The 6,000-nt window shown below is 34.5% G+C and carries 10 protein-coding genes and 1 pseudogene; 9 read left to right on the top strand and 2 right to left on the bottom strand.

Annotation, left to right across the window (positions count from 1 at the left end; genetic code table 11):
- Window positions 1-17 precede the first annotated feature (17 nt).
- Window positions 18-224: pseudogene (locus RFX69_RS06095) on the bottom strand (hypothetical protein); the annotation flags it as partial.
- Between the two features lie 32 nt (window positions 225-256).
- The gene (locus tag RFX69_RS06090) at window positions 257-490 is read right to left on the bottom strand and encodes a helix-turn-helix transcriptional regulator (RefSeq protein WP_000335919.1); all 234 of its coding nucleotides are present in this window, start codon (window positions 488-490) and stop codon (window positions 257-259) included.
- A gap of 126 nt (window positions 491-616) precedes the next feature.
- On the opposite strand from RFX69_RS06090, the gene RFX69_RS06085 reads away from it, so the two are divergent.
- The 9 genes from RFX69_RS06085 to RFX69_RS06045 all read left to right on the top strand — a co-directional run bounded on the left by RFX69_RS06085 (window position 617) and on the right by RFX69_RS06045 (window position 5,978).
- Window positions 617-1,306 (top strand): S24 family peptidase, encoded by a 690-nt coding sequence (locus RFX69_RS06085; protein ID WP_000550612.1) that lies wholly within the window; start codon window positions 617-619, stop codon window positions 1,304-1,306.
- A gap of 11 nt (window positions 1,307-1,317) precedes the next feature.
- Complete coding sequence (locus RFX69_RS06080; RefSeq protein ID WP_000922095.1) at window positions 1,318-1,593, top strand: hypothetical protein; 276 nt, start codon at window positions 1,318-1,320, stop codon at window positions 1,591-1,593.
- A gap of 215 nt (window positions 1,594-1,808) precedes the next feature.
- A complete protein-coding gene (locus tag RFX69_RS06075) occupies window positions 1,809-2,141 on the top strand; it encodes a hypothetical protein (protein WP_000105905.1) in 333 nt (110 codons plus the stop codon).
- 39 nt (window positions 2,142-2,180) lie between these two features.
- The gene (locus tag RFX69_RS06070) at window positions 2,181-2,984 is read left to right on the top strand and encodes a DUF2303 family protein (protein ID WP_001290757.1); all 804 of its coding nucleotides are present in this window, start codon (window positions 2,181-2,183) and stop codon (window positions 2,982-2,984) included.
- An 85-nt stretch (window positions 2,985-3,069) separates the two neighbouring features.
- Window positions 3,070-3,330 carry a hypothetical protein gene (locus RFX69_RS06065; protein ID WP_000369787.1) on the top strand — a complete coding sequence of 87 codons (261 nt, stop codon included), beginning with the start codon at window positions 3,070-3,072 and terminating at the stop codon, window positions 3,328-3,330.
- 58 nt (window positions 3,331-3,388) lie between these two features.
- Window positions 3,389-3,718 carry a hypothetical protein gene (locus tag RFX69_RS06060; RefSeq protein ID WP_001072363.1) on the top strand — a complete coding sequence of 110 codons (330 nt, stop codon included), beginning with the start codon at window positions 3,389-3,391 and terminating at the stop codon, window positions 3,716-3,718.
- The gene (locus RFX69_RS06055; RefSeq protein ID WP_001260061.1) at window positions 3,715-4,086 is read left to right on the top strand and encodes a hypothetical protein; all 372 of its coding nucleotides are present in this window, start codon (window positions 3,715-3,717) and stop codon (window positions 4,084-4,086) included. The genes RFX69_RS06060 and RFX69_RS06055 overlap by 4 nt, the downstream gene beginning before the upstream one ends.
- A gap of 170 nt (window positions 4,087-4,256) precedes the next feature.
- Entirely contained in the window at window positions 4,257-4,937 is a 681-nt protein-coding gene (locus RFX69_RS06050) for a PolC-type DNA polymerase III (RefSeq protein WP_270899839.1), read from the top strand.
- Between the two features lie 12 nt (window positions 4,938-4,949).
- Window positions 4,950-5,978 carry an ead/Ea22-like family protein gene (locus tag RFX69_RS06045; protein WP_031984817.1) on the top strand — a complete coding sequence of 343 codons (1,029 nt, stop codon included), beginning with the start codon at window positions 4,950-4,952 and terminating at the stop codon, window positions 5,976-5,978.
- The last annotated feature ends 22 nt before the right edge of the window (window positions 5,979-6,000 follow it).

Raw genomic sequence — 6,000 nt, 5'->3', positions numbered from 1 at the left:
TAATTCAGCGTATATCAGACTTTTCTAGTGCAAATGTTTTTAATTACCTCGAGAGAGCTTTTACCTGCCATCTCACCTTCTACTTCTGAAATCTTTTTCTTACACATAGAACGGATGAGATTAGATAAGGAATTCTTGCCTTCTAGTTTGGCAATCCATTCCATCTTTGCTTTTTCTTCTAAAGTTAATTTCGATGATGCATTTGCAAGAAGTTTTTCAGCCATGGTTATGCCTCATACATTCCTAAAATTGGTTTTTATGCAGATCGATTTAATTGTTTTGTCTTGGATTCCTCATATTCTCTTTTCTGTTCAGAGGCAACTAACGCGTCTAAAGCAACACCTTTGTTATAAGCAACTTCTTTTTGTTCGCCACTTGCAATTTTTGAAACAGAACTTTGAGAAATCCCAGTTCTTTCTGAGATTTGCTGTTGAGTCAAACCTCGACTATTTGAAAGGTAAATAACCTTATCTTGAATATTCATGCACATATAAATGCCTCCGTGTTAAGGCATATTTTTATTCACTAATGAATAGTTGTCAATACATTAATGAATTGTTTCACAAAAAATATTCATTTTTGAATAAAATTAGCTATCCATCTTGGAGTTGGAAAAATGCACCTTCAAAAAAACGTTAAGTACCTGTTAAAAAAATACAGCACTACTACTACAGGTCTTAGTAAAAAGTCTGGAGTACCACAACCTACACTTTTTCGTTGGGAGAATGGGCAATATAAAGAACCAAAGATATCTACCGTTGAAAAATTAGCCTCTTGGGCAGGCTATGATGCCAATACACTGCTCAATAATGACTTAGAAGCCATTGATAATATTAATAATGATTTAGATGAATTGGTGTTAGATAACAATGTAAATCTATCAAATAAAATCAAATTAGATGGAGAGCAAATTCCAGTTATTTCTTGGGTTGCAGCAGGTTCATTTACAGATGTTCAAACAGTATTGAAGGACACTGAAGTACTTGAATGGCTTCCACCAATGAAGAAAGCTGGAAAAAATGGTTATGGACTTATTGTAACTGGTACATCAATGTTACCTAAATTTGAACCAGGTGATCGAATATATGTAAATCCAGACTACCCAGTTTTTGATTTAAAAACCAATGATTTAGTTATTGTTTCTTGTGCTGGTGATACACAAGCTACATTTAAGAGATTAATAATTGAAGATGGAGAAGAAAAATATTTAGAGCCACTAAATACTAAATGGCCTGAACAAATTATTAAGCTAACAGAAGAATGTAAGTTGGTTGGTAAAGTCGTTGGTATGCATAGAGAGTTTTAAGGATAAATAAGATGTTGAAAGTAACTGAATTTCAAGGAATTAATACTGTTTTAACAACTTTTGCAGAAGAAGTTATAAAAACTCAACCTGAATTAGCTGCTAATATTCTTTTAAATATTAAAAATATTTCTAATGAACACCATCCGTTAGTTGAACAATCTTTCATCTTAGATAATTTTGAAAACCATGATTTAGCATCTTTAAATATAAAAGAAGCTTTAAATAGTTTTAATCATGAGTTAGCAAGATTAATGATTTTGACTAAAAATAATTTGATCAAAAACTAAAAATGATTGGATTCCGTTCAATTGAATGTTAACCCTTGTAAATACATGTAAATATATACGAAATACTCAGTTTAATACTGGGTATTTTTTTGCCCTAAATAAATCATATTGGTTGTTTTATATACAATTAATTCATTAGTGAATAATTTGTTGTTGATTTAATCTATTCATTGATGAATAATAATTTCACCAACACATCTCATGGTGAATAAAAAATGAGTACATTACGCTCTACAGATTGCGAAGAATTTATTAATGACATCGATGGCGGTGCCTTTGCAAAACAACTTGGCTATGCAGTTAGCAAGGTTGCAAGTGCTGCTGTTGATACACAAAAAGTCGGCGAGATCACAATTAAATTAAAGTTCTCTAAAGGCGTTGGTCACAACAACGTTACTGTAGAGCACAAACTAATTTCAAATGCCCCACTCCCAAAAGGTAAAAGTGTCGAAGAACACGGTGACAAAACACCTATGTATGTAAACACACGTGGTGATGTATCGCTTTTTGCTAAACACACTGACCAGCTTTTTGAAGAAAAAGCTTAATTTTTAAAATCTTTTTACTCAACTAAAGGAAAGACCTTCATGTCTGAAAAAATCGAAATCGAAAAATTTCTAGGTTTAGCTAAACCTGTAATTCAACTTGAGCGTGGTCAGCTTGTAGCTTTGCATCATGACTATAGTGTTATAGCTGCTGAAAAATTTATGGATGCTCGCTTCCGTCCTCATGGTGAATTTACTACACCAACATTTAATGACTTTAAGGATTTTGTAATTGCAGAAGGCGGTAAAGATACACCAATTTTTGTTAATCAAAATGACGTAAAAGCTATTGCAGTTCTTAACTTCCATGGCGAAGGACAAACCCAAGGCCATTGTGACTACTTAGCATCTTTATGTTTAGAATCAACTGTTGTATGGAAAAAGTTGAATCAACTTAAAGACAATAAATTAGATCAACGCAACTTTGCTGTTTTCATTGAAGATTGGGCTCAAGTACTTAATGCATTTGATGAAAATAATAATGTCATTGATATTAAAGATGCCCTTGTTGCAGTACGAAATATGCAAATTGAAGCATCGACTACTAGTAACGCTGAAGTAGAAAACACACGTCAGGTTCAATCTGAAATGGCCCAAATTGCAGCATCTGCAAAAAAAGGCGTATTACCGGCTTATTTCACCATCCAAGATTCAGCTTACTTAGGTCTTGCAGAACGAGAAATCAAATTACGTTTAATTGTGAATAGCTCTGGCAGCACACCTCAGTTTGCTATTCAAATTGTCAAAGAAGAGTTATTACGTAATGAAATTATTGAAGATTTCAAAGAAGAAGTAATAGCTTTACTTCCTGAAAACCCTGTACGAATTGGGTCATTTAAATCTTAAAAAATAATAAAAGCCCTGAAAACTTTTGAAGGCTATCGGGGCTTTTTTCAACCAATACGACGCAAACGTCCAGAGGTAATCTCTCATGGATAACAACCTGAACAAAGTTACAGATGAACAAGGCTTAATAAGCGTTACAGAGGCATTGCGAGCTATGGCTTGTGGTCGTCTTGTTCAATATACAAGTGAAGACTTTCCTAATTGGAAGGACTTAGAAATCACAAAAATTAATGCGAAAGACTTTATTGATGAAGAGCGCATTAAAAAGAACAGTTTTAAGTACAGATATAAACCTTCGTTAATCTCTGTAAACGCTGAACTAACACAAATGAAAAAGCCTCAATGACTTTGGACGGCTATCGAGGCTTTTTCTACCAATACTGTACGTATCAAGGCAAATTATTATGAATCAGAAATATATAAACAGTCAATCTGCCCCATCTACCCCTATTTGTTTTGTACCAGAACTTAGCGGGAATAAAACAAATAAACCAGCTACTTCTAAACTTTATCAGCATCCATCAGCAGAGGATCTAAAGTTTAAAAAAGATAGTAAATGGCCGTATGTTTTATGCTTCCTTATATTTAGTGTATTAGCTATTGCTTTCCTTTATGCGTGTGATGCAGAGGCTCAAGTGCGTGAGCAGAAGACGCAACATTGGCAACAACAATTTAACTCAGGCGAACCTGTTGATGTTCAAGTACATGTAGTTAAATTAGGTGGTGCACAATGAGAACAAACTATTTACGAGGATCTAAACGTTACGAAAATAATCTGAATGGTCAAGTAAACCATAAATCAACTTTCCGTGAATTCGTAGGGAAGGATGAAGAACATGGTTTATACAAAGTCCGTCTTGGCTATACAGTTTATGCTGCAAATCACACTTTAACTCGTGTTTATACGGTTAATGAAAACAATGAATTAACTCCTGTTTCACAATATACGTTAAATACAAAAGAGTGGATTTTACGAAATCTAGAAACCGAAATTAAATATCGTAGAGGACGTGAATTAGGTCAAATTCTTCAAAAAACGCACATACCTTCCCCTGACCGAAAAGCTTACAAAATTAGTCGTGGTTTTCTTGGTACGCGCTAGTTGGGGATATTTATGTTAGTTATTAAATCTTTTCGTGTGATTTATGGTACTTGTCCAAGATGTACTAATGACAAATGCACTTTAGGTGTTAGTCATTCTGGCTCTGGTGCTCAATGGGAATGTCACAACTGCGGCTTTTGTTGGCCTAACAGTTAAATGGTGCATGATCAATGAAAGCAATTATTTTAGATACGGAAACCAACAAATTAAATGGTTATCCAATTGAAATCGCTTATGCGCCTTTTAGCTTAGAGAATGGTCAATTGTTAGTTCATAAAGATGAAGTTTTTAACCGTTTCTATTCTTGTCCTGAACCGATTGATTTAGAAGCAATGGCTGTACACAACATCATTGAAGCGGATATTGAAGGTCAACCAAGTTGCGAATCGTTCCGGTTACCTGAAGGGGTTGAATTCATTGTCGGTCACAATATTGATTACGACATCAAAGCTCTAAATAAATGTGGACCAGCAATTAAGGCAAAGACTATTTGTACTTTAGCTTTAGCAAGGGACGTATGGCCTGATTTAACAAGTCATAAATTGGCTGTTCTGTACTATTTCGTAATGAGTAACCGTGAAGAAGCACGTAAGCATTTAAGACATGCACATTCAGCACGGGCGGATGTTTATTTTACTGGGATTATCCTAATAGCTCTAATTGAACGACTGGGAATTAAAGATTTGAACTCCTTATTTCTCATGTCTGAAGCTGTACGTTTACCCAAAATAATGACATGGGGTAAACACAAAGGAACGCCTCTTAAAGAATTACCGCGCCCATATATCTCATGGCTCCTGAATAAAGATGACCTTGACCCACATTTGCGTAAAGAGCTTCAAAATATTTAAAGGTTAGCAACTATGAAACCTACTCTATTTACGCCTGAAACATGGGCGGAGTTTACCCAACAACTCAAAAATTCTTGGGAAAAAGATAACGCTGGTACTGATTCACCAATTTTTGTTGTTCAAGAAAAAAAGATTGTTTGGGGTTTAGATCCGGCTAGTGATTCTGTAGAAATCACTAATATTGTAGATGCCGATGATGAATCAACATATAAATCAATTGATGATTTTTTTGAATCTCTTAAAGCTACAGATAAGCATGCTTTAAATGGTTTAGCAATTGAAGAGGAAGATGAACTTTTCCTCGATGTAAAAGCTTCTACTCAAATAAACATTTTATCTGATTGGAATGAACGCAATATTCATATTTGCCATGGTAAATATTTTTGGGAAGATGTTAATTGCCATCTAACTCGTTCAGCTGCAGATGCATTTATTAAACGAAAATCGCATGATTTCGGTGAATTGCGGGTATTTGTTAAATCACTTTATTGGTGTGAGGAGTTTAAGAATTTACTTAACGCAATTATTAGTGGTGAAGTAGGTTTGACAAATATAGATGACGACAACATCCTAAACGTTTTGGGACCAATTGAACCTAAAGCAGATAAAGAAACTATCTCAACTCAAGCAAAAAAAACTGCGAATAAGGCCAATAACAAAGAGGAAAATTGGACTCGTTACCATAATGACAAACCTGTTGAGTCTCCGTTAGCTGGCCATATTGAAAAGCTAAAGAAAACTAAAACTGCAGATGCAGCTAATAGTCTTATTGAGGAAACGAAAGACTGGGCTTCTGAACATCAAAAATCTTTTTTAACTGAGTTAAATAAACACTTAGTCATTATTGCTGGTCAATCAAAAGAAAATATTTCTATTGGGGAAAAGATCAGACAAGCAAAGGACCTGACTACATTAGATGCCCTTGAAATTGATATTTCTGAAGCTGATGAACGTATACAAGAACGTCTAATGGAGCTGGTTATAAAAAGAAGAAAAGAACTTGAGGTTGAAGGTAACTTTTTATTGGAGTCGCCTCAATGATTCAAATTTATAATAGCAAAAC

Origin of the sequence: Acinetobacter sp. 148 (assembly GCF_031196675.1) — a bacterium.
GTDB lineage: Bacteria > Pseudomonadota > Gammaproteobacteria > Pseudomonadales > Moraxellaceae > Acinetobacter > Acinetobacter baumannii.
Note: the sequence above shows the minus strand (reverse complement) of the source record. Positions and strands in the feature narration are given on the sequence as shown.